At 57.9% G+C, this 21,134-nt stretch carries 18 protein-coding genes and 1 pseudogene; 8 read left to right on the forward strand and 11 right to left on the reverse strand.

Annotation, left to right across the window (positions count from 1 at the left end):
• Both ACVW0C_RS12845 and ribH read left to right on the forward strand, forming a co-directional pair.
• Positions 1-167, forward strand: a pseudogene (locus tag ACVW0C_RS12845) (RNA-guided endonuclease TnpB family protein); the annotation flags it as partial.
• Between the two features lie 82 nt (positions 168-249).
• On the forward strand, positions 250-834 hold the full coding sequence (gene ribH, locus ACVW0C_RS12850; RefSeq protein ID WP_414421259.1) for a 6,7-dimethyl-8-ribityllumazine synthase: 585 nt from the start codon (positions 250-252) through the stop codon (positions 832-834).
• Here ribH and htpG read toward each other — a convergent pair.
• Positions 828-2,687, reverse strand: a complete 1,860-nt coding sequence (gene htpG, locus ACVW0C_RS12855) for a molecular chaperone HtpG (protein WP_414373562.1) — start codon at positions 2,685-2,687, stop codon at positions 828-830. The two genes, ribH and htpG, sit on opposite strands and share 7 nt — an antisense overlap.
• Before the next feature lie 107 nt (positions 2,688-2,794).
• On the reverse strand, positions 2,795-4,264 hold the full coding sequence (locus ACVW0C_RS12860) for an LCP family protein (RefSeq protein ID WP_457385763.1): 1,470 nt from the start codon (positions 4,262-4,264) through the stop codon (positions 2,795-2,797).
• On the opposite strand from ACVW0C_RS12860, the gene ACVW0C_RS12865 reads away from it, so the two are divergent.
• The 4 genes from ACVW0C_RS12865 to ACVW0C_RS12880 all read left to right on the forward strand — a co-directional run bounded on the left by ACVW0C_RS12865 (position 4,263) and on the right by ACVW0C_RS12880 (position 9,549).
• Complete coding sequence (locus ACVW0C_RS12865) at positions 4,263-5,000, forward strand: 4'-phosphopantetheinyl transferase family protein (protein ID WP_457385764.1); 738 nt, start codon at positions 4,263-4,265, stop codon at positions 4,998-5,000. The two genes, ACVW0C_RS12860 and ACVW0C_RS12865, sit on opposite strands and share 2 nt — an antisense overlap.
• 214 nt (positions 5,001-5,214) lie before the next feature.
• Positions 5,215-5,610 carry a plastocyanin/azurin family copper-binding protein gene (locus ACVW0C_RS12870; RefSeq protein ID WP_457385781.1) on the forward strand — a complete coding sequence of 132 codons (396 nt, stop codon included), beginning with the start codon at positions 5,215-5,217 and terminating at the stop codon, positions 5,608-5,610.
• 66 nt (positions 5,611-5,676) lie between these two features.
• Positions 5,677-8,169 carry an HD family phosphohydrolase gene (locus ACVW0C_RS12875; RefSeq protein ID WP_457385766.1) on the forward strand — a complete coding sequence of 831 codons (2,493 nt, stop codon included), beginning with the start codon at positions 5,677-5,679 and terminating at the stop codon, positions 8,167-8,169.
• Between the two features lie 174 nt (positions 8,170-8,343).
• Positions 8,344-9,549 (forward strand): glycosyltransferase, encoded by a 1,206-nt coding sequence (locus tag ACVW0C_RS12880; RefSeq protein WP_457385767.1) that lies wholly within the window; start codon positions 8,344-8,346, stop codon positions 9,547-9,549.
• A 5-nt stretch (positions 9,550-9,554) separates the two neighbouring features.
• Here the strand turns inward: ACVW0C_RS12880 and ACVW0C_RS12885 are convergent, their stop codons facing one another.
• From ACVW0C_RS12885 to ACVW0C_RS12900, 4 genes are all read right to left on the reverse strand, one after another.
• Positions 9,555-10,754, reverse strand: coding sequence for an RNA-guided endonuclease InsQ/TnpB family protein (locus tag ACVW0C_RS12885; protein ID WP_457385769.1), 1,200 nt, complete (start codon positions 10,752-10,754; stop codon positions 9,555-9,557).
• A complete protein-coding gene (locus tag ACVW0C_RS12890) occupies positions 10,642-11,235 on the reverse strand; it encodes an IS607 family transposase (RefSeq protein WP_457385771.1) in 594 nt (197 codons plus the stop codon). The genes ACVW0C_RS12885 and ACVW0C_RS12890 overlap by 113 nt, the downstream gene beginning before the upstream one ends.
• Before the next feature lie 205 nt (positions 11,236-11,440).
• Complete coding sequence (locus ACVW0C_RS12895) at positions 11,441-13,186, reverse strand: peptidoglycan D,D-transpeptidase FtsI family protein (RefSeq protein WP_457385773.1); 1,746 nt, start codon at positions 13,184-13,186, stop codon at positions 11,441-11,443.
• The gene (locus ACVW0C_RS12900) at positions 13,135-13,281 is read right to left on the reverse strand and encodes a hypothetical protein (protein WP_414344636.1); all 147 of its coding nucleotides are present in this window, start codon (positions 13,279-13,281) and stop codon (positions 13,135-13,137) included. Before ACVW0C_RS12900 ends, ACVW0C_RS12895 begins: the two co-directional genes overlap by 52 nt.
• A 588-nt stretch (positions 13,282-13,869) precedes the next feature.
• Between ACVW0C_RS12900 and ACVW0C_RS12905 the strand changes: the two genes are divergently transcribed.
• Both ACVW0C_RS12905 and ACVW0C_RS12910 read left to right on the forward strand, forming a co-directional pair.
• Positions 13,870-14,688 (forward strand): hypothetical protein, encoded by an 819-nt coding sequence (locus ACVW0C_RS12905; RefSeq protein WP_457385774.1) that lies wholly within the window; start codon positions 13,870-13,872, stop codon positions 14,686-14,688.
• Positions 14,689-14,763: 75 nt separating this feature from the next.
• Positions 14,764-16,350, forward strand: a complete 1,587-nt coding sequence (locus ACVW0C_RS12910; protein WP_457385776.1) for an ArnT family glycosyltransferase — start codon at positions 14,764-14,766, stop codon at positions 16,348-16,350.
• A 24-nt stretch (positions 16,351-16,374) separates the two neighbouring features.
• On the opposite strand, the gene ACVW0C_RS12915 is transcribed toward ACVW0C_RS12910, so the two are convergent.
• The 5 genes from ACVW0C_RS12915 to ACVW0C_RS12935 form a co-directional block, all read right to left on the reverse strand.
• On the reverse strand, positions 16,375-17,739 hold the full coding sequence (locus tag ACVW0C_RS12915) for a gluconeogenesis factor YvcK family protein (protein WP_011432626.1): 1,365 nt from the start codon (positions 17,737-17,739) through the stop codon (positions 16,375-16,377).
• Positions 17,732-18,715 (reverse strand): RNase adapter RapZ, encoded by a 984-nt coding sequence (gene rapZ, locus ACVW0C_RS12920; RefSeq protein ID WP_457385777.1) that lies wholly within the window; start codon positions 18,713-18,715, stop codon positions 17,732-17,734. Before rapZ ends, ACVW0C_RS12915 begins: the two co-directional genes overlap by 8 nt.
• A 102-nt stretch (positions 18,716-18,817) precedes the next feature.
• Positions 18,818-19,522: an endonuclease III gene (nth, locus tag ACVW0C_RS12925; RefSeq protein WP_457385778.1), complete on the reverse strand. Its 705-nt coding sequence runs from the start codon at positions 19,520-19,522 to the stop codon at positions 18,818-18,820.
• A gap of 6 nt (positions 19,523-19,528) precedes the next feature.
• Positions 19,529-20,626 carry an RIP metalloprotease RseP gene (gene rseP, locus ACVW0C_RS12930; RefSeq protein ID WP_457385780.1) on the reverse strand — a complete coding sequence of 366 codons (1,098 nt, stop codon included), beginning with the start codon at positions 20,624-20,626 and terminating at the stop codon, positions 19,529-19,531.
• 132 nt (positions 20,627-20,758) lie between these two features.
• On the reverse strand, positions 20,759-21,001 hold the full coding sequence (locus tag ACVW0C_RS12935) for a NifU family protein (protein WP_011432622.1): 243 nt from the start codon (positions 20,999-21,001) through the stop codon (positions 20,759-20,761).
• Between the last annotated feature and the right edge of the window lie 133 nt (positions 21,002-21,134).

Raw genomic sequence — 21,134 nt, forward strand, 5'->3', positions numbered from 1 at the left:
TTAAGTGTGGACACTGTGGATGGGAAGGGGATGCGGATTTGAATGGTGCGAATGTGATTGCGCTTTTGGGGGCTGCTGTAAACCAGCCTAGAGGTCCGTGGTTGGCTTGCCAACTGCAGGGCTACCGAAAGCCCGCCCTGTACTGCGAAGCAGTCAGGGTCGGGTAGTTTACTGAATTAGGATGGGAAAGCGTGGTTTTGCCGTGTCGGCCCGCTTGTTCTTCTCTTGGGTAGATCTGGAGCAGCGTAGATGGCAGTTTACGAGGGCAATTTTGTTCAGACGGAGGATCTGCGTCTAGCCATCGTCATCGGTCGGTTTAACGACCTGATCACCGGCAAATTGTTAGAAGGGTGCCAGGACGCGCTGAAGCGGCATGGTGTGGATGTCGGCCCGGAGAGCAAGCAGGTGGACTACTACTGGGTGCCGGGCAGTTTTGAGGTGCCTTTGCTGGCCCACCAACTGGCCCAATCTCGCCGTTATGACGCCATCATCTGCCTGGGGGCAGTGATTCGCGGGCAAACTCCCCACTTCGACTATGTGGCAGCGGAGGTCTCCAAGGGCATTGCGGCGGCAGGATTTCGTACCGGCGTGCCGGTCATTTTCGGGATCCTCACCGCCGATACCCTGCAGCAGGCTCTGGAGCGGGCCGGGGTCAAGAGCAACAAAGGTTGGGAATACGCCATGAGTGCCCTGGAGATGGCGACGCTGATGCGCCAAGTTGCCCCCGTGCTCCAAGGCAGCTACAGCCACAGCGGCAACGGGGCCGGATCCCGTCCGTCTCTGCCCGGTGGAGCGGAAGCCCTGCAGTCTACCCTGGACAGCGCTGCCTATTGAGGGCGGGTGAGGCGAGTCAGCACTTCGTTGGAGCGCTGCACAAAGGCCCGCGCGGCTGCCGGGTCAAAGCTTTTCTGGGTAATCAAAGCCAAATCGTAGATGTGATTGCAGATGAGGTGAACCAAGTCGGGATCCCGACCCTGATCGGCAAGAGACTGCAGGTTTTGGATAAGGGGATGGGCCGTGTTCAGAACCAGCGTGTGCTCTTCCAGAAACTCCAGCGGCTTCTGCTGGATGACGGCGTTGAGCTCCTGTAGGCGCCGCAGCGTCTCCGGTAGCAAGATCATGGCCGGAACCGACTCCGATTTAAGGGCTTCTGCTTGGATCTGCAACTTGTCTTTGCCCAGGGCCTGCCGAAAGAGATCGACCAACTTTTGGCTGCGGGTTTTTTGCGTTACCGGGTCAACAATTTCGGCGGCTTTGTCTTTATCTACCAGCGTTTCGTCCAGCTCAGAATCTACCCGCTTAAATTGGATCCCTTCTTCTTTGTATTCCCGCTCCAAAAAGCTGCTGAAGTGGCTGTCGATCCAGCTATCCAACATGATCACTTCCAGTCCTTGAGAGCGGTGGAGATCGATGTAGGCACTCTGGGCAGCCTCATCGGTGGCGTAGTAAACTCGCTTGTTTTGCTTGTCGCGGGTGCGCTCCAGGTACGCTTTCAGGGTCACATATTCGGGTTTGTCAGCAGGGGATCCGGCCACTCGGAAAATGAGAATATCCTTAATCTGGGCAAAGAACTTGTCGTTGTTCATCGCCCCAAACTTCATAAAGAGGCTGATGTCGGGCCAGACCTTGACGTATTTTTCGTAATCTTCCCTGTACAGTTCATTGAGACGATCCGCCACCTTTTTGGCAACGTGATCCCCAATGCGTCTTACGGTGCGGTCATTTTGCAAGAAGCTGCGGGAGACGTTGAGGGGAATATCCGGACTGTCGATGGCCCCCCGCAGAGGTAGGAGGAACTTGGGGATAACTTCCTCACAGTTATCTTGGACAAAGACTTGATTGCAGAACAGCTTGACTTGACCCTTGGTGGGATCAATATCCGGGCGCAACTTGGGGAAATAGAGGATCCCTTGCACGATGAAGGGATAGTCGGTGTTGATGTGTACCCAGAAGTGGGGATCCTCTTGAAAGGGATAGAGGTAGCGATAAAACTCTAGGTAATCCTCATCTTTGAGTTCGGAAGGTGAAGTTCTCCACAGGGGCTTTTGCTTGTTGATCACTTCCCCGTTTAACTTGATGGGAACGGGGATGAAATCGCAGTATTTGCGAACCAATTCCCGAATGCGGCTTGGCTCCAGGTATTCTTCGTTTTCGGGGGTGATGTAAAGGGTAACGGTGGTGCCGATGCTGGAGCGCTCAGAATCGGAGAGGGTAAAAGTGGTGGTGCCGTCACAAGCCCACTTCACCGGCGTGCTGCCGGGCCGATAGGAGAGGGTGTCGATCTCCACCCGCTGCGACACCATAAAAGAGGAGTAGAATCCTAGACCAAAGTGGCCAATGATTGCTTGCTCTGCGTCTTTGCCCTTGTACTTTTGAATGAACTCTTCAGCGCTGGAAAAAGCCACCTGGTTGATGTATTTTTTCACTTCCTCGGCAGTCATGCCAATGCCGTTATCGGCCACCGCTAAGGTCTTGGCCTCTTTGTTGAGGGCAATCGTAATCTCCGGCTCTGGGAGATCTGCCACTTCGCCGGCAAGGCTGGCCATCTTCAGCTTGGTGATGGCATCAGCAGCATTGGAGATCAGCTCCCGCAAGAAGATCTCTCGATCCGAGTAGAGAGACTGCTTGATGATGGGAAAGATGTTCTCGGTGTGGATGGTGATGGATCCCTGTTCCAGCACGGTCATAGGTGGCTCAGCACTCAAACAAGCTCAGTGCTAATCTACAGAGGTTGAGAAGCCCCCGACAAGCAGGCCCCTTTTCGGAAATCCGCACTCGCAACCGAACCGGCTCTCTAGAGCTGAGCTGCTCCGGGCGGAGCTTGGGCTTGGCCGTTCCCATCAGTGGTGCGGAGCGCTTCATCCAAAGCAAGTTGTTGGGCCCAATCCTGGCCGATCCGAATGGTGACGTCGGAGTTGAGAACGCCAGTAGATTCTACCCGCACTTCTCCCAGGCCAATGGCGGCGCGGATCTGTTTGGCTCCTTCGCGATCCCCGCTCTGGGCGAGGATCTCCGTTTGCTGCAGCACCTGGGTGCTGTCTTCCACAGCAAAAGCATGGACGTATCCTTGCCTCACCAATTCCTGCACCATACGGCGGGCCATCCCCGGCTCTCCGGTTGCGTTTTGCACGGCTATGCGCAGGCGGTGTGGAGGAATGCGGGCTACCTCTGCCTCCAGGCCAAAGTGGGAGACGGCCACCCGTCGGATCCCGGCTGGATCCGGCAGCCAGTAGCTGGTGGAGAATTCTCCCGGCTGACTGAAGCGGCCCGGCAGCAGCACCAGGTCGATGCGATCGCCCCCAGAGGTGAGGACAAACTTGGCCAAGCTCAGAACCTCTTCCCAGGTGAGGTTGGTATCGAGGTTGGTGCGGATAACCTGCAAAATCTTTGGGATCCGCGGCCAGACAGCAGGGGAGAGCAGTTCCCGGCTCAGGGCCCGCAGCAATTCCTGTTGCCGTTGCACCCGACCGATATCCCCCAATCCCAGGTGATCGCGGCGGAAGCGGGCAAAGTGGTGGGCTTGTTCTCCATTGAGGCGTTGCCAGCCGGGCTCCAGGTGGATGAACAACTGCTGGGTGTGATCTGCGTACTGCATCGGTTCCGGCACGTAGATTTCCAGGCCGCCCACCGCGTCGATCAGCTCTTCCAGAGCGTCGGTATTGAGGCGAATGTAGCGGTCAATCGGGATCCCACCCATCAAGTGGCTGACCACCTGAGCCGTCAGCGCCGGGCCTCCTGCCAAGTTGGCAGCATTGATCTTGGCCACACCAAAGCCAGGCAAGCGCACACGAGTATCGCGGGGGATGGACAAAACGGTAATCCGCCGCGCCTGGGGATCAAAGCGGGCCAAGAGAATGGTGTCGCTGCGGGTGTGGAAGCGATCTCGCTCTGTGGGCAAGGGCAGGGTGGGATCCGGGTTGTCCGTGCCGAGAATGAGGATATGCAACGAGCGATCCAGAGCCGCAGCCCGTAAGGCATCAGGACGGAAGGCTTCTTGTTCTGCAGGAGTGAGGGAAGTTGGGATCACCTGACGGGGCAACATCACGGCCAAGAGGGCACCGGCAGAACCCGCCAACACAGCCGTGAACCCCAACAACAGCCAGAGGATCCCCTGACGAATGGCCTGCTGACGAGCTGCGCGGACACGGTCAGGACGGGGGGGATAGTGGAAGGAGGGCATCAGGTCAGACCAGGCCTCGCGAGCGCGTACAGGAAAGGGTGTACTGTCTGGGTGGTGTTGCCAACTCCACCAATTCAAGGCCATGTTACCCTATCCTCAGTTTTCAGAGTTGTCTGGATCCAACTTCAGCGAGGTAGCAGTCGCCACAGGGGGATCCCTGCAGCCGTTGTCGGGAAAGTCAGAGGTGCATCTTTGGCTGCAGACAGTCCCCCCGTTGGAGAAGTTGCTCCCCCAGCTCGGCCTTCTTTCCCCTGAAGAATGTCGGCGGGCAGAGCGTTTACAACTGCCGGCAGATCGGCGCCGCTTTCTGGCCGGTCGTCTTGGGTTGCGGAGCTTGCTTAGCCGCTACAGCGGCATTCCGCCCCAGGGGATCCCCCTCGACCACAGTTCTACCGGCAAACCCTACTGGCGGGATCCACCCCTGCCGCTGCAGTTTAACCTCAGCCACTCCCACGAGCGCGTCCTGATCGGCCTGAGATGGCAATACCGCATTGGAGTGGATCTGGAATGGGTTCGACCTGTGCTCCGCTGGCAGCGCATCGCCCAACGCTATTTTTCAGCTGCTGAGCAGGGCCGTTTGGCCAGCTGTCCAGCTCCAGAGCGAGATGCCCTCTTCTTCCAAATGTGGACACAAAAGGAGGCGCTCCTGAAGGGAACGGGCAGGGGTCTGGCCGGCTCCAGAGCTTTGGGCGAGGACTCCCGCTGGGTGACCTTACCGCTTCAGGTTGCCGGTGGCTACGCCGCTGCGGTAGCCCTTGAAATAAGGAAAGACGGAGAGGAAGCCCCAGCCGTGCGGCTCTACGAGGATGTGGATGGCTAGACAGGGCAGAAGGGAATCAAAACCTCTCCGCCTAGAGATGCTATCTTGAGTTTCCAGGCTACTCGCAGAGGAGTGAGAAGGGAGGAGTGAGAAGTGAGAAGGAGAAATCTCTTCTCTTTGCTCTTTTCTCTTTGCTCTTTCCTCTCTCCTCGTTGTTGCAATGTTAAACAGGTTCTGTCATTTCCTGGTGCTGGGAATCTGGCTATCGGCCCTCATGATTGGGATCCCTGGCCTGGCGCAGGCGCGGGATCTCTCCAGACAAACGCCGCAGGAGAAGGTGGTTGAGTTGGGCACTGCCGACAATCAGTTGGTGTTTGCGCCCAAGGAACTGTCTTTTCACAACGGCAGCCTCTACCGTCTTCGCCTGAGCAACCCCAGCCAATTGAAACATTATTTCAGCGCCAAAGATTTTGCCGATGCCGTTTGGACCCGTAAGTTGGACGTGGCCGGCGTGGAAATTAAGGGCCAGATCCGAGAACTGGAGCTGAAGCCAGGCGCTTCGGTGGAGTGGCAATTTATTCCTCTGAAATCTGGGGTCTATTCTCTGGTTTGCACTATTCCCGGCCATGCAGAAGCAGGTATGGTGGGGCAGATTACCATCGGCGATTGAGATCCTCTTCCTGGGCTACCCGGCCAAAAGGGGATAGAAAAGAGAAAGACGCTGCCAGGCCAATCCATGAAAAACCCGCTCACGCCCAAAGCCCTTCGCGCCACCGACGCGAACGCGGAACACTGGACTCGGCGACGCCAGGCAGCTTCCCCTCGAAAGAGCAGGCCCCCCCTTTCGGAGCGGATTGCCGGCTATGCCATAGCGCTTCTCTCCCTCACTGCCGTCCACGGGATCCGCTACTACAACGAACCACAACTGACCGTCGGCAGCCGTTCTCCGCAGACGTTTCTTGCCCCTGCTGCGGCGGAGATTGAAGATGTGGAGGCTACCCAGGCCCGACAAGCTGAGGCGCGACGGCGGGTGGTTCAGGCCCTCAAAATCAACAGCACCGCCAACGACAGCATGCGGCAAAACCTGGAGGGTCTCCTGGCTGAGGTGGAGGCCATCCGCCAAGAGGCAGGGCCTCTGCCCTATGTTTCTGTCCAGTTGCTGTCTCTGCCAACGCAGATCTACCTGCGCCAGCTTTCCCCGGAGGAGTGGGAACCCTTCCAGGCTCGCGCCCGACAAGAGGCCATCCGCGGAGCCACCCCATCTCCTTCAGAAGAGCCCTCTTCTGGGCGACCGGAGCAGCTTCCTCCGGAGCAGCGGGCTAAGCAAGAGCTTGTCGAGGTTTGGCAGCGGGTCTGGTTGGACGGATCGGCCACCCAGATGGCGGCGACGGATCCCTATACTCAGCTAATTACCCAGGTGGAAGCGGCGCAACGGCGCTATCAAGCAGCTTTGCCGGCTCTGGAGCAGCTCACCCCCCCTGTTCCGGCCACCGTTCTCAACTTGGCAGATGCGGATTGGCAGCATTTGCAAACCTTGAGCCGGCGGGTCTTGGAGCGCCTGCAGAAGATAGGGATTGTGGATGGCCTGCCCCGCGAAGTTCGCGCCGAAGGGATCCAAGCCCAACTGGACGATTTGATTTTTCCGGGCAATGCTGCCCAACGACAGGAGTTGCAAGGGCTGGTCTATCAGTGGCTGCAGCAGGTGCTCATTCCCAATGTTGAGGTGGATCCCCAGCGCACCGAGCAGCGCATTCGCGCCGAGCTGGAAAAAGTCGAGCCGGTTCTGATCTCGGTTGCCGAGAACCAGGTGATCGTGCGAGCAGATCAGGTCATCACTCCCGAAATTTTTCTCATCTTGGATCACTTTGGGCTTACCCAGCGCGGGATCAACATCTGGGGCTTGGTGGGAGTGGCCGGAGTGATGGGCATGGGCCTGGCTGTCTTTGTGCCTCTGCAACAACGCTTGAGGCCGGGATTGCGCCGCCGGGATCGGGTGTTGATCCTCATAGTTTCCCTGACCGCTCCCCTTTTGGCGGCCTTGTTCAAGCTGGAGTTCAGCTCCCTGCCGGCAGTGGGTCTGTTGCTGGGCAGTTTTTACGGGGCAGGGCTGGGCTTGGTGGTGGTGGTAGGCCAGGCGCTGTTTTTGCCCTTGGTCTCCCCTGTCAACCTGCTCACCCTTGTACCCTTGCTCTCCGGCAGCGTGGTGGCCTCTGCCCTGGCCGGGCGTTCCCGTTCCCGCGAAGAGCTGGCCTTGTTGGGAGGAGGAGCGGCAGCGGTGCAGATGCTGGCCTACGGGGCGGTTAGCTTGGCCACCACCGGTGGCATCGACCTGTTGGCCATGGCTTTGGCAGGGGGAACCAGCTTGGGATGGAGCATTGTTGCCCTGGGAGCCAGCCCCTACCTGGAGCGCCTATTTGACTTAGCCACCCCCATTCGTCTGATCGAGTTGAGCAATCCCAATCGCACGCTGCTGCGGCGGCTGGCTGCAGAGGCCCCCGGCACCTTCCAGCACACTCTGCTTGTGGCCACTTTGGCAGAACGGGCTGCCCAGAAGCTGAACCTCAACGTGGAGCTGGTGCGCACCGGCACTCTTTACCACGACATCGGCAAGATGCTGCAGGCCCGCTACTTCATCGAGAACCAGATGGGCAGCCTCAACCCCCACACCCAACTGGACGATCCCTATCGCAGTGCTCAGATTATCAAGGCCCACGTCAGCGATGGCTTGCGCCTGGCCAAGCAATATAATCTGCCTACCGCTGTCCAGGCGTTTATCCCTGAGCACCAGGGGACGATCCTGATTGCCTACTTCTACCATCAAGCCCAGATGAAAGCCGGGGGTCAGCCCGTACCCGAAGAGCCGTTCCGCTACGATGGCCCGATCCCCCAGAGCAAGGAGACGGGGGTGGTGATGATGGCCGATGCCTGTGAAGCCGCCCTGCGCAGCATGACTCTGAGCGATGGCTTCGGCCCCGATGTGGTCGAGCGGGCAAAAGCTGTTGTCCGCAAAATTGCCCAGGCCCGTTGGCAAGATGGCCAGTTGGTTGATAGTGGGCTGACGCTGGAGGATTTGGAGGTGGTGGCAGACGCTTTCGTGGAGGTCTGGCGGGAATCCAACCACGAGCGCATCCCCTACCCCAGTTTCACCCCTGCCCCCTCGCTGCCTGAGACTCCTTCTGCTCAGGCCCAGATCCCAGTGTTGATGAGCCCCTCTACGGGATCCCCTTAGCCAAGTAACCTCTTCCCGAAGAAGCTGGGTAGGTAGAGAAAGGTCTAGCCCTGCGGCTCATCGATCAGTACGATAGGGGATCGTTCTGTGGATCCAATGTGAACCAAGGCAGTCCTAGGATTTGCAGCCCTAGGGGGAGGATTTTTGTTTTATTGTTTTTGGATGGCCTGCTGAATGCTTCATGGAGCTCCTACTTCCTCTGCCGATCCCAAAGCTTCTGCAGCTCCTTTTCAGATTCCACCTCTGTCTCAGTCCAGCCCTGTCCAACTGTCGCTGGTCATTCCCACCTACAACGAAGCCTCCAGTATCTGCAGCCTGATCCGGCAGTTGTGTGCCCACCTAGACACGATTCTGCCTGGAAGCTATGAGTTGATTGTGGTGGATGACAATAGCCCCGATTACACTGCCAAAGTGGCCCAAGGATTGCAAAAAGAATTCCCTCAACTGCAAGTCATTTGTCGCCACCACGAACGAGGCCTGGCCACTGCCGTGCTGCGGGGATGGCAAGCTGCCCGCGGCGAGGTGTTGGGGGTTATGGATGGGGATTTGCAGCATCCGCCGGAGATTGTCCTCAAATTGTGGCCGCTCATCCAGAAAGGGGCAGATTTGGTGGTGGGCAGCCGCTATGCACCATCGGGAGGGGTGAGCCACTGGAGCCTGGGCCGGCGCATTGTCTCCCGTGGGGCCCAATGGATCGGGTTGGCTCTGCTGCCAGGGATCTTCAGCCGTGTTTCCGATCCGTTGAGCGGACTGTTCCTGGTCAGACGCCAGTCTATTGCCGGGATCCCGCTCAACCCCAAGGGTTACAAGCTGCTGATCGAGGTGCTGGCGCGGGGCCGGGTGAAAACCATTGCTGAAGTCGGCTACATCTTTCAGGAGCGCCAAAACGGGGAGAGCAAAATCCAACTGCAAACTTGTCTCCAATATCTCCACCACCTGATAGTGCTGCGCTTTTCGCTAGGGCAGGTGGGATCCTTTTTGCGCTTCAGCACGGTTGGCCTATCCGGCACCTTGGTGGACATGGCTTTGCTCTATGTTTTGCACGATCCCACCAACTTAGGATGGGATCTCATAACCAGTAAGCTGGTTGCTTCGGAGGTGGCCATTCTCAATAACTTCCTCTGGAACGACCTGTGGACTTTTCGCCATGTGACCCGCTTGCAGCCGGGGCCCTGGAATCGCCTGAAGCGGTTGGCGAAGTTTAACGTTATCTGCTTAATTGGCTTGGTTCTCAACGCTTCACTGGTGATCTTGCTGAGCGAGCGCTTGGGCATTCATTATTTGTTGGCCAACTTAATTGCCATCGGTGTTGTCGTATTCTGGAACTTCTACCTCAACTCCAAGCTGAGCTGGAGGAGTGCAGAGGTTAAGTCGGACTGATACATTTACGCTGAACACTGCTGAGTATTATCGCTCAACGGTGCAGCGATAGCATCCTGTCCACTGCTGAACAGGATGGCGGTATCCCGCAAAGCTCTGAGCATAACACCCAGAGCGCCTTGCCAATCTCGTGGCAACCTATGGTTGCACTTTGGGCATCTAAACACCTTTGCGCCACCCAACTTGGTGTGGATGTGCCCGCACTTGGTACAGGTTTTGCTGGTGTACGCTTCCGATACTTCCACGACGACCACGTTTTTCTTCTTGGCTTGAAACTTCAGGAACTGCTTGAACCGATAGTGCGCCCAGGTGAGCATCGCCCTTGCCGTCTTGCTACCAAACTTCCTCCCTGCCTTGGCAACCATCTTGGCTGACTCGAAAGTGGGGAGGAATATCAATCGGTAGTTATCCGTCAGGAACGCCGCTACCTTGCGATGGCACTCGTCCACCAAGTTCCTGATTCTCTCCCGCAGACGAAACGCCGCTTGCCGCATTCGCCTACGCTTGGGTCTCGGTGCTTTACTCAGCCTAGACTGCAGATCGTCTAGGTGGTAGCACAGCCGAACGATCCTGCCAAAGTCTCCCTTGGCGATATCTACAAAGCCCGCTCCATCAAACCCTGTAAGGAAGCTTCTTACCCCAGGGTCAAGCGCAACAACCCCCTTTGCTAACGAACACTGCTCGTTCACGGGCTCAGGGAAGATGGCATACCATCTGTCTTTCACCCGCATTAGCTCAGTTCCACGTGCCCATTCTCTGGGCATCTCCTCGGATGCGCGGAACGCCAAACCTCGGGTGAGTTTCGGATACCACGTCCCATTGCGAAAGTTGCCGGCGTTGAATTGCAGCGTATGCGACCTGTCCCGCACACTGCGAAACCTCGCGTCTTTGCTTCGGCGAAATGCCAACCACGCCTCGACGACCGCGTTCTGCTTGATGTGGCAGGGGGCGTCCTTCACCCACTCAGGCAGGTCGGAGCGCAGGATGATGTCCCGCAGCTTTCTGGCCGTTTTTGGGGCACCATGCTGGCGCTGATAGGCAATCGCTTGGTTGTAGCAGTACCGGCACGCCGCTTGCCAATGCTTCCAAACCTTAGCCAGCGCCGGCTCCGGATAAATCCGTATCTTTCTCGATTGCAGCCCGGTATTTTCTGAGTCCGTAGAGCCGACTGCTGAAGCAGTGCAGGATGGTGAGGATATCCTCAACCAGTTCCTGTTGGGGAGAAAGGTGATCGTCATCGAGAACCAAGATTTCGCACCCGTATTGACGGCAGTACCACTCAACGAGCTCAAATCCAAACCGGCAGAGTCGATCCCGGTGAGCGACCACAATTGTTCCGACATCTCCCGCACGAACTCGTTCCAATAAGGCAAGGAACTTTGGTCTTTTGAAGTCGAGACCGCCGCCAACTTCTCCGACCACCTCGGCTCCAGGATAGAGGTTAACCAGCCTTGCAATCTGTCTCTCCAAGTCTGGTTTCTGTCCTCGACCGCTGACTCGGGCGTACAAAACGACTCGTTTGATTTTTTTTGGCGTTTTGATGTAGCTGTCGAGGTCATACCTTCTCGCCCTGCCGGATGGCGTACGTATTGCATTGATCCAGCCTTTCTGTTCCCATCGCCTCAAAGTGTGGAGACATACCCCAAAGTAATCCGCCGCTTCTCTCGGTTTTACATACCTAGCCATACCAAGCAGACATACTGAACATACTGTACATTATTTTCAGTATAGTCCAGCGTATCATTGACTAGAGTCATGCTCTGTGGGTGGCCAGTCTTGAGTATGGCTTTTTCCAGGAAGAGCCAATCCGGAGGTATGGGCATTTCGCTCATTTCCTCACTGTCTGGGCCCCCTTTGGCATCCACCTTCGCCCCTTGTTCCTATGGCTGCGCTAAGTAGAGTTAGGGCGGATCCCCTCTAGGGCGATGATCTCCTGGATCACCGAGCGAACAACGGGAGCAGCCGTCGTCGAGCCGAAGGCATCTTCCCCCTGGGGCTCGTCGATCACCGCCAAGATCACGTAATTGGGGCGAATGGCCGGGAAGTAGCCCACAAAACTGGTGATGCGCTTGCCGGGCAAATAGCCCCCCCGTGGCCCGGCTTTCTGGGCAGTGCCGGTTTTGCCGCCGATCTCATACCCCTCGATCTTGGCCGATTGCCCCGTGCCAAAGTCCACCACATCCCGCATTTGGATACGCACCGCCAGCGTGGCTTGCTCGGACAACACCCGCACCGGCTGGGGCTGCGGGGATCCCCAAACCAGAGTATCCGTATCCTTTTCCACCAAGCCTCGCACCACATGGGGCTGTACTTTCAGTCCGCCATTGGCAATGATGCAGTGCATGGCAGCCAACTGTAGAGGAGTGAGGGCCAGCCCCTGGCCGAAAGCGACAGTGGCCCGCTCCACCGGCACCGTAACAAACTGTCGCAGCGGTTTCAAACGGCTGGCCGGCTCAAAGGGCAAATCCACGCCACTGCGCTCGTTGAACCCCAGCCGCACCAAGGCATTGTAGTACTGGCGGGGATCCAGCTTGCGCATCAGATGTACCATGCCCACATTGCTGGATTGCCGCAGGATATCCGTGACGCTCATCCAGCCATGGGCCCCTCGTTGGTGGTAGTCGTAATTTTGAATGGGCCACTGACCGATGAGAATCCGACCCTCGTCATAGACCCGTTCATCTGCTGTAAAGGCTCCAGCATCCAACCCAATGGCAATGTTGATGGGCTTGAAGGTGGATCCCGGCTCATACAAATCCGTTACGGCCCAGTTGCGAAAAAGACCGGGGTCATACTCAAAGTAGCGGTTGGGGTCATAGGTGGGCTCGCTCACCAGCGCCAGGATTTCCCCTGTCTGGGGCTGGAGGACAATCACCGTGCCCCGCAGGGCTCGAAACCGCTCCAGTTGCACTTTCAGGGCAGCGCGGGCAGCTCTTTGCAGGCGCATATCTAGGGTAAGTTGCAGCACCGTCTCGCCAGATTGCAGCAGCCCTTCCGGCACCTCGGCAGCCAACAGTCGTCCGTAGCCATCGCGAGGAATGGTAACAGGCTGAACAGTACGCTCCAGCAGCTCTTGCCGGGAATATTCGACTCCCGCTTGGCCCTGATGATCCAGATCCACATAGCCCACCACCTCGGCGGCCATCTCTTTTTGGGGGTAAATGCGTTGCCGCTCGCTCACCAGCTCCAGGCCATCCAGATGCAGAGCCTGAATTTGATCTGCCACCTCCTGGGATACCCAGCGCTCCACCCGCACTGCCTGATTGGCCGATAGCCGCTGCGCCAGTTGCTCTACTGGACGCCGCAACAGGGGAGCAAGAGCGGTGGCAATTTCCTCTGGAGTGCGTTTGCCAAAGAGGCGGGGATGAGCCCAGAGAGTATAGACGGGGCGATCTACGGCCAGCAATTCTGCCTGCTGCTTGGCAATAGAATGACGATCCACAATTGAGCGACGAGGAATGAAAGGTCTTAGCTGGGCTCGCTGCTGGGCTTCGGCTCGCTGCTGCAACAGGGGTGCCTGTTGATGTTGCAAATAAACCAGACGTGCTCCTGTTACAAATACGGCGATGATTAAAGCCAGTCCGGTCATGCCGGCGCGAAAGTCAAGCTGGCGGGCCGTCGGGATCCGCTCCCCCAAGAGCCATCCCAGCGCTGTTCCCCACTGCCTAGAGCTTCGCGGTGAAGGGATCCAAGAACCTCTGCGTCGGCGCCGTTGAGCAAGTTGCCGGCCATTTTGCCTTGTCTCCAGAGATTTCGGCACAGGCCGCCCTACCCTAGCCCTAGGTCTGCCTTCCATTGCAATCCTCACATGAGCACCACCGCTAGTTTGGCGCTCATCCCTCTGTTATGCCACCCCACAGCTTTTGGAAGAGACCTTGGGATCCCGAAAAGCAGCCAGGACATTTTAGAGGTATTGGAGGTAACATAATACCTCAGAACATGAATTAGGTGCGGGCAAATCCTCAGACTTTTCGCACTTGGATCCGCAGTTTTAAATCACATTCAAAAGAAACTGGGAGGATATGAAAAACCCAACTCACTTGCGTACATTCAACAGCTCAAACCTTTAACTTGCTTGATTTAAAACCTCTTCCCGGCGCCTCGTGCAGTCAGCCACTCAATTTCCGCTCCTGGTTGGAGAGAGGGGAAGTTGAATACAGCACAGCGAAAACCGGAGGACTTACTGCTTTTCATAATTTTTTAAACGCTTCGTATTCTCGGAAACAGACGACCGGCAGACTAGCAAGCCATAATCTAAACAAATCCAGCTTTCCCGGAGTTGAGTCTATGAAATGCGTGGAGGAGAGCCCCAACAAGCGCGTGTACCAAGAGTCTTCTGTAGGTTTCCTTGGGTCTCTTGCTACTTTTGTTTTTATCTGTTTCTTTGCGTTCATCCTTTTTATGGCTTTATCTTCGATCTGGTCTTCCCAGGGTGAGCGCCGTTTCACTTGTTTTCGAGTTGACCAGTCTACGGTTAATTGTGAAGTGTCTTTCCAGCCGTTTCTACCTTTGCCGAGCCAAACTACACTTCACATAGATGTAAGAGGAGCTGCAGTCAAAACTGAAATTGTGGAGGATGACGACGGAGAAAGGACTGAGCGCTACTATGTCACGCTGGAAAAGCCTACAGGGGAAACCCCAGCCTGGTTGGCCTTTGGTGAAAGTGAAGCTCAGGAATTGGCAAGGCGCGTTGATTCTTTTGTGAACAGTACAGAGAGTCGGCTCTTGATAGATATCGATAGATTTCACTTACTGGAGTTAGTGTTTGCGATCTTGTATTCTCTCCTTCCAGGGCTATTTCTGGCTCTACTTCTTTGGGTAGGAGCTCTCATGCTGAAGGTGTCTTTTTGGTGTCGCCGTCTAACGTTTGACCGCTCTAGGTACCAAATCCAAGAGGAGCACCTTACTCCTTTTGGGTCGCTAGGGCGGAAAACTTATTCCTTTGGAGATGTACAGCAGATTTTGGTTCAGGCCAAAAGGAATTTTGTTGAATTCTTTTCGGTAGAAGTGAAATTGCAATCGCGGAAACCTTTGCTGTCAGTCTGCTACACTGATAAGGAACCAGAGGCGCGGGCAGAGGCCGAGAAGCTGGGTCAATTTTTGGGGTGTCCGGTCATTTTGCCGGAGGCAAAATCATAATACTAGAGGGACGTAGCCCCGAGAGGTATTCAAGGTAAGTTAGATCTGTCCATCTGCCCATAGGGATCCCCTCCATTGCCTAGAGCGGTTTGGCTAATCCTGGGGTTGGGCTTGTTCATGCGGGGCCTGGTGGCTGCCCTTTTGCCGCCGGGCTTTGACGAAGCCTACTACTACCTCTACACCCGCCATCTGGATTGGAGCTATTTTGACCATCCGCCGCTGGTGGCCTGGACAACGGGCTTGGGGCCTGCCTTGACCGGCCAGGTGTCGGCTTTTTCTATTCGACTGGGATCCCTGCTGCTGTATTGTGGCTCTTCCCTATTCCTCTACTACACCGGAGCGCGCCTTTTCTCTGTTCGGGCGGGACTGATCAGCTTGGCGGCCATCAGCATCGCGCCGATCCTTTGGATTGGGTTTGGGGTGCTGACCTTGCCGGATAGCCCGCTGATCTTTTTTACGGCAGCAACCTTGTGGGTGGCCGCTCAGGAGTTTTTTCCGGTGCCTTTGGGGCAGGGGAAATTGGCTGTCTATGGGGCGGCTCGCTATCGGCCAGGGCCTAGGCTAGCGCTCATAGGTCTCTTGGTGGGGCTGGCCTGCTTGGGGAAGTACCACGGCTTGGCTTTGGGGTTCGGCCTGGTACTCTTTTGTCTGCTCAGCCCAGTTCATCGCTGTGCCTTGAGGTCGGGCTGGACGGTGCTGGCGGTGCTGGGTTTTGTGCTGGCCTTCAGCCCGGTGCTGATCTGGAACGCCCAGCAGGATTGGGTCTCCTTTCGCTTTCAGGCGGGGCGGGCGGTGCCGGAGGCAGGGTATCAACTGCAAGCGCTGGGGCTGACGATCCTTTCTGAAATCTTTTACCTGTTCCCCAGCTTGGGGATCCCTTTGGGGTGGGCGAGTTTGGCAGGGACGGGTCGGGTGGCCCTGCAGATTCTCCGCGGGATGCGGCTGACGGATGAAGAGCTCAAGCACCTTTTGATCCTGGCCTGTGGATTACCGCTGGCGTTGGCCTTTACCTTGATGGGAGGCTACCGGCCCATCTTGCCCACCTGGCCCATGCCGGGGTTTTGGGTGCTGACGCTGCTGCTGGGATCCTTCTGGGAACGGTGGCCGGGAGCGAAGCGAACCTTAGTGGGGACGGCGGTGATGGTCAGCTTGGTGGTGGGGGTGGGGCTGGCCCATGTGCGCTATGGCCTGCTGCAGGCTCCTGGCGGGCTGGGCCTGTGGCCCGTGGAGCAGGATCCCTCTACTCAGCTCATTGAAATTGAGCAGTTGCGGCAGCGCTTTCGGACGGATCCCCACCTGGCTCAAGCCCTTGAGGAGGCAGAGTTCGTTTTTACCAATGTCTATTTTTTGGGCGGTCAGATCGCCATGGCCCTGGCTCCGCTGACGGACAAGCCTCTGACCTGCCTGGATGCAGATTTGCGGGGCTTTGCCTTTTGGTCGCAGCCGCAGGACTGGCTGGGGCAGGATGGGCTGCTCATCACTTCCAAGTTGTTCCAGCCGAGGGCAGGGATCCCAGCCACCTATGGCGACTACTTTGCCCAAATCGAGCCTGTGGCCGAGGTTCCCCTGGTGCGGGCAGGGGCGGTGGCGCAAACCTTTCAGGTGTACCTGGCTCGACAGATGCGCAAGCCCTATCCCCGCCCTTATTCCCGCCTGCAATAACAGCAGAGGACATCCTGGGCAAAGCTAGAGGGGGCGATGTCTGTCGAACCAGCGCATCAGCATTGCAGCCAAGCGTTCGGGGTTGTGGCGCACCAAGCCGGTCTCTGGATCCTCTTGCATGACGTTAGCCAAAACGGCGCGGCAGCCCAGGTAAGCCAGTTTGTCGGGATCCAACACCACAAACTCAGAACCGCTGCGGCGGTAATGCTCCAAAGCGCGCGGGGAGGGTGGCTCCCGCTGCACCAGCACGCCGTCAAATAGGCGCACTCCTGCCACCCGATCCAAAGCCATGACGTGATCCCCAACGGTATAGCCGTCGGTTTCCCCCGGCTCGGTCATGATGTTGCAGACGTAGATGTGGGGGGCCATATTTTTGGCCAGAGCTTCCACAATTTCCGGCACCAACAGGTTAGGGATGATGCTGGTGTAGAGGCTACCCGGCCCCAGCACCACAAACTCTGCCGCCTCAATAGCCTCGATGACTTCCGGTAGGGCGGGAGGGTTGGGGGGGTCACAGCCGATTCGGCAAATGCGTCCTCCGGCTTTGGCAATGTTGGACTCTCCCACCACGCGGCGGCCATCGCTCAGCTCCGCCCAGAGGGTAACATCCGCCAGGGTGGCCGGCAGCACCCGCCCCTGAATGGCCAAGACTTGTGAGGTGGCAGTGATGGCCCGAATCAAGTCGCCGCCGGTTACCGCGGTGAGGGCAGTGATGAACAGGTTGCCGAAGCTGTGGCCGCTCAACCCTTCCCCCGACTGGAAGCGATATTGAAACAGCTCGGTGAGCAGCTTTTCCTCGTTGGCCAGAGCAGTCAGACAGTTGCGGATATCGCCGGGGGGCAAAACGCCGATCTCCCGCCGCAGACGCCCTGAGGATCCCCCGTCATCGGCCACCGTGACAATGGCTGTGATGTTGGAGCTGTAGCGCTTCAGACCCCGCAGCAGGTTGGAGAGGCCGGTGCCGCCCCCCAGTACCACAATGCGGGGACCACGGCTGAGACGCCGCCGCGACAACAGCTTATCCACCAGCGCTTCATCTCCCTCGGGGATCAGCACATCCTCGATGGAGCGCATGGCGCTGCGAAACCCCAGCACCACCATCACCAGCCCGATCCCAGTCACCAGGGGGCCACTGATGTTGTTCGGGATCCAAGTGGTGATCAGGCGCAGGGTGATGTCGATCAGCCGCTTCAGGCGAAAGATGGGGGTCAACTCCGTCCAGATGGCAATGCCCAGCACCATCAGCAGCACGCCCCCAACCGCCAGGCTCAGCCAGCGTTTAACGGCTAAACCGGGAAAGAGCCATTTCCAGCCACTTCCCGGCCAAGCAGCCTTGCGGCGGCGAATGCCCCAAGCGGCGGACTTGTTGCTGGGCACAGGCTTAGGCATGGGAAGGTGCAGGAACGCCGGCCAAAGGGATCCTAACCTGTTGCTGCGCAACGCCAACTTCGCCGGGCACCGGGCCAAAGCGGGCTTCCAGCTCCCGCTGAGAGTCGAGCAGATGGCGATGCTGAACCTGAACATTCAGGTCGGGAAGGGCGTGGTTGCCGGCAGGGACAGTCCAAGGCTGCAGATCCTGGGCCAGGCGCTCCACCAGGGCCACCGAGCGGTGCTGGCCGCCGGTACAGCCGATGGCCAAAGTCAGGTGGGGGCGACGTTCTGCGCGATAGTGGGGCCAAAATGCTTTGACCAAGGACAAGATGTGCTGGTAGGTGGACTGTGTAATGGGATCCGCAAACAAGAACTCCTGCAGCAGGGGATCCTGCCCGGTAAGGCGACGCAGATGGGGCTGAAAGAAGGGGTTGGGCAAAAAACGCACATCGAACAGCAAGTTGGCATCGGGGGGAACGCCGTACTTGAAACCGAAGCTGACCAACCTTAGGTTGAGGGGCTGGGGGATCCCTTGCACCAAAGCTTGCAATTGCTGCCGCAGTTGCTGGGCATTGAGGTCGGAGGTATCCAACCAGTGGGTGCAGCGTTCCCGCACCGGGGCCAGAGCCAGCCGCTCTTGCTCAATGGCCTCCAACAAACCGGCAGCTTCCCCGTAGAGATGGGGACGGCGGTGGGCGCTGAGACGGTTGAGCAACACTGGGGAGCGGGCCTCCAAGAATAGGAAAGGGATCCCTTGCGATTGCACCCAAGCAGCCAGGGTGGGAACTTGATCCCGGTACTCCTGGGCGTGGAGATTCAAGCTGATGGCCAAAGCAGCGTGATGGGTCCGCATCGCCTCAACCAAGGGGATCACCTGGGCAGGCGGGATCCCTTCTAGGCCGGTGTACCCCAGTTGTTCCAACTGCTGGATGGCCAAGGTTTTCCCGGATCCCGTCAGGCCGGCAATGACCAGAACGGGGGTCGCGACTGACATGGGTTTATCCTGCATGGAGCTTATTCTAGGGCGAGGGGCGGCCAAAACAAGCGCCGGAAGAATGGGGGGCTCAGCCACGCGGGGCGCCTAGAAACCATCATCTCAGGCCGGCGAGGCTTTTGTAGCTTTTTTATCCGTTTTCTCGGCCGGTGCAGCCGATCCCAGAAGAGGAGCGCTGGGGCAGAGATCCACCAAAAAACATTGCTGGCACAGAGGCCTGCGGGCAGTGCAGATGGCCCGCCCGTGGTCGATCAGACGGATAGACCAGTTCTCCCAATCCGCCTGCGGCAACAACTGCATCAGATCCTTTTCGATGCGCACGGGATCCTCGTGCTCAGTGAGGCCGAGGCGGCGGCTGAGGCGCTTGACATGGGTATCGACGGTAACCCCGGCATGGATGCCAAAAGCATGGGCCAGCACCACATTGGCCGTCTTGCGGGCTACGCCGGGTAGGGTGAGCAGCTCCGGCATGGTGCGGGGCACTTGGCCACCGAAATGGCTTAAGATCCTGCGGCAGGCTTCCTGAATGTGCTTGGCCTTGTTGCGATAGAAGCCGGTGGAATGGATGAGAGCCTCGATCTCCTCTCGCGGCGCTGTCGCCAGGGCCTGGGCATCCGGGAAGCGACGAAACAGCTCCGGCGTTACCTGATTCACCCGCTCATCCGTACACTGAGCCGAGAGTATGGTTGCCACCAAGAGCTGCAGCGGCGTCCGGTAGTGGAGGGCACAGGTGGAGTTGGGGTAGTGGCGCTTCAGCCGGAGCAGGATCTCCAAAGCTCGCTGGCGCAGGGCCCGTTTGCTGGCCATCTTCCCCTAGCCCGACCCGGTCACAATGGCGAGGGTGTCTTTGAAGATCAGCACCACCCCCAATCCCAGCAACAACACCAAGCCCGTCTGCATCACCCGCTCCTCCAGATGCTTGGGCAGCCGTTTGCCGCGAATCGCCTCCAGGATCAAAAAGGCAATGTGTCCCCCGTCCAAGGCGGGCAGGGGCAACAGGTTGAGAAAGGCCAGATTAATGCTGATCAAAGCGGTGAAATTAAACAGGCTGGCGGCGTCATCGCGGGCCAGATCCGCCCCAATCTTGACGATCCCCACCGGGCCGGAGACCTGAGCAGCCGTGCTTTGGAAATTCTGCAGCAACTGCCGCAAGCCGTTCAGATTGAGCATCACCACCCGCTGGTAGGCATTTCCCGCCTCCGTGAGGATCTCAGCCACACTCTGAGGGGGACGCAAGGTCACCTCCTGGTGGGGGGCCAAGGTCACTCCAATGGCCACCGTCTCTCCCCGCACCTCTGGGATCACCGTCAATTGCAGGGGATCCCCTTCCCCGCGCTGCACCTCCAGGGGAATGGGCCGGTTTTCGCTGCTGCGGATCAGCGCCTGAAAATCGTTCAGGGCTGCCAAGGCCGCCGTCTCGTCGGCAATCCCCCTGTAATCGCGATCGGCTGCCTGCAACACCACATCCCCTGCCTTCAGGCCGGCCCGCTCCGCCGGGCTATCGGGCATCACCTGAGGGATGAGAATGCCGGGATGGAGGCGCGTTACCGAGGGGATCCCCACCGAGGCGAACATCAACACCAGCACCAGATAGGCGAAGATCAGGTTGGCCATCACCCCTGCACTCATCACCACCAGGCGATCCAGCACGGGGCGGTTTTTCAGCAGATCCGGGTCGTCGGGCGGGTAGGGGGAATGTTCATCCTCGTCAGGAAAGCCCACGTAGCCCCCCAGCGGCAGGGCGCGAATGGCGTACTCTGTCTCCTTGCCCTGGTATCGCCACAGCACCGGGCCAAACCCCAGCGAGAAGCGGTTGACGTGGATCCCTTGGAGTTTGGCTGCCGCAAAGTGCCCTGCCTCATGCACCAGGATCAGCAGGGCGAGAATGGCGATGGAGAGGAGAACAGACATGCGCTAGCTCTGAAGAAGGCACAGAAGAAAGAAGTGGGGAGCAGAGAGCCACCCGAGGCTATTTATCAAGGCACATAATCCAACACATGATAAAGAACCCTAAAGGAATCTCACAAAAACCTACAGGGCCCCTCAGAATACCTGCTCCACCTCCAAAATATCGGGAATGCTCTCCCGCAACTTGCGCTCAATGCCCATCTTCAAAGTCATGGTTGAGCTGGGGCAGGCTCCACAGGCCCCCTGCAAGCGCAGCTTGACCACCGGGCCATCGATTTCCACCAATTCCACATTGCCCCCATCGGCCATCAAGTAAGGACGCAGCTCGTTCAGGACTTTCTCGACGTTCTCGGTATTGAGTTCCAGTGCTTGTGCCATGGTTGCTTTTAGCCTCGTTGAGATTTGGATTGTAGCGGTTTCTGATACATTTACGCTGAACACTGCTGAACATCACTGTTCAACTATGCAGCGATAGCATTCTGTTTGTTTCCAAACAGAATGGCGGTATCCC

Source organism: Thermostichus sp. OS-CIW-26 (genome assembly GCF_054058395.1).